Source organism: Pseudomonas botevensis (assembly GCF_019145475.1).
GTDB classification, from domain to species: domain Bacteria; phylum Pseudomonadota; class Gammaproteobacteria; order Pseudomonadales; family Pseudomonadaceae; genus Aquipseudomonas; species Aquipseudomonas botevensis.
In genome coordinates this window covers 1-2050 of the sequence record NZ_JAHTKI010000052.1, presented here as the reverse complement: position 1 = coordinate 2050, position 2050 = coordinate 1, and the positions used below count along the sequence as shown (strand labels likewise).

Here is a 2050-nt window from a genome sequence, read left to right as displayed (position 1 = left end):
TTTATTCCGCAAGGAGAGCACCCCATGGCAACACCAGCGTACATGTCGGTTACCGGCGAAAAACAAGGTCTGATCACTGCCGGCGCCTTCACCGCCGACTCCGTGGGCAACACCTACCAGGAAGGTCACGAAGACCAGGTCATGGTTCAGGCTTTCACCCACGACGTGATCATCCCGCGTGACCCACAATCCGGTCAGCCAACCGGTCAGCGCGTGCACAAGCCAGTCGTGATCACCAAGGTCTACGACAAGGCTTCGCCTCTGCTGCAAGCCGCTCTGACCTCCGGCGAGCGCATGAGCGAAATCGTTATCCAGTGGTATCGCACTTCGGCGCAAGGCACCCAAGAGCACTACTACACCACCAAACTGGAAGACGCGATCATCGTCGCCATCAACAACAAAATGCACAACTGCCAGGATCCAGGCAACGCGCACTTCACCCACCTGGAAGAAGTGCAGTTCACCTACCGCAAAATCACCTGGACCCACGAAGTATCCGGTACTTCGGGTTCCGATGACTGGCGTGCTCCAGTCGTTTAATTACGGCTGATCGTTACAAGCATCGACCAGCCCTGCTGGTCGATGTTGTTTACGCCCCTCCAGAATTTCGCGTGCGTTGGCACCTTGCGGTGGTCGACGAGCGCAGCATGTACGCACGAGGAACAAGGGATGTTCGCGCCGGCCAATGAAACCCACTTTGCCCTGACCATCGAAGGGCTTTCCAGCGACTTTCAGGTGTTATCCCTGCAAGGTCGGGAAGCCGTCAGCCAGCCGTTCGTCTTCGAGGTGGAGCTGGTCAGTGAGCAGCCGTCGCTGGATCTCGAAACCCTCCTGCACAAACCGGCCTTCCTGCAACTGTCGCCTGACGGCAGCGGCATCCATGGCCTGATCTACCGCGCCGCGCAAGGCGATTCCGGCAAGCGCCTGACGCGCTATTCGGTGACCCTGCGCCCGCAACTGGCGTACCTGGCGCATCGGGTCAACCAGCGTATTTTCCAGAACCTCAGCGTGCCGAAAATCATCGGCATGGTCCTGGAAGAGCACGGCATCCAGAGCAACGCCTACGCATTCAAGACCGGTTCGGTTTATCCCGAGCGCATCTACTGCGTGCAATACGATGAATCGGACCTGCATTTCATCCAGCGCCTGTGCGAGGAAGAAGGGATCCACTACCACTTCCAGCACAGCGCCACGGCCCACAAGCTGGTGTTCGGCGATGACCAGACGGTGTTCCCGAAACTGGCGCCCGTGGCCTACCAGCAAGACTCCGGCATGGTCGCCAGCAACCCGGTGATCAAGCGCTTCGACCTGCGCCTGGAAACCCGTACCAGCCGCACCACCCGCCGCGACTACGACTTCGAAAAACCGCGCATCACCCTCGAAAGCGAAAACCGTGGCGACGCCCTGCCCGACCTCGAGGACTACGACTACCCAGGCCGCTTCGTGGACCGCGAGCGCGGCAAGCACCTGGCCAAGCGTGCCCTCGAACGTCACCGCAGCGACTTCCAGCTCGCCGAGGGCAAGAGCGATCAGCCGCTGCTGGTCAGCGGGCACTTTCTCGCCCTGAGCGAACACCCGAAGGCCAAATGGAACGACCTGTGGCTGCTCACCGAAGTCCTCCACGAAGGCAAGCAGCCGCAAGTGCTGGAAGAATCGGTGTCCAGCGACACCACGGCGCTCAAGGACGATTTCCACCAGGGCTACCGCAACCGCTTCCAGGCCACGCCGTGGGACGTGCCCAACCGCCCGCCCCTGCGCCACCCGAAACCGCGCATCCTCGGCAGCCAGAGCGCCGTGGTCACCGGGCCGAAGGGCGAGGAAATCCACTGCGACGAATACGGTCGGGTGAAGGTGCAGTTCCACTGGGACCGCGAAGGCCAGGCCGACGACAAGACCAGTTGCTGGTTGCGCGTCTCCAGCGCCTGGGCCGGCGCCCAGTACGGCGGCATCGCCATCCCGCGCATCGGCATGGAAGTGCTGGTGACCTTCCTTGAAGGCGATCCCGACCAGCCGCTGATCAGCGGCTGCCTGTACCACAAGGAAAACACCG

The 2050-nt window shown here is 61.6% G+C and carries 2 protein-coding genes; both read left to right on the top strand.

Annotated elements, in window-relative coordinates:
* Positions 1–24 precede the first annotated feature (24 nt).
* Positions 25–540: an Hcp family type VI secretion system effector gene (locus KVQ74_RS29250; protein ID WP_007949952.1), complete on the top strand. Its 516-nt coding sequence runs from the start codon at positions 25–27 to the stop codon at positions 538–540.
* A 129-nt stretch (positions 541–669) separates the two neighbouring features.
* Positions 670–2050: type VI secretion system tip protein TssI/VgrG (gene tssI / locus KVQ74_RS29245; RefSeq protein ID WP_217834833.1), on the top strand; the 1381-nt coding region annotated here is incomplete at its 3' end.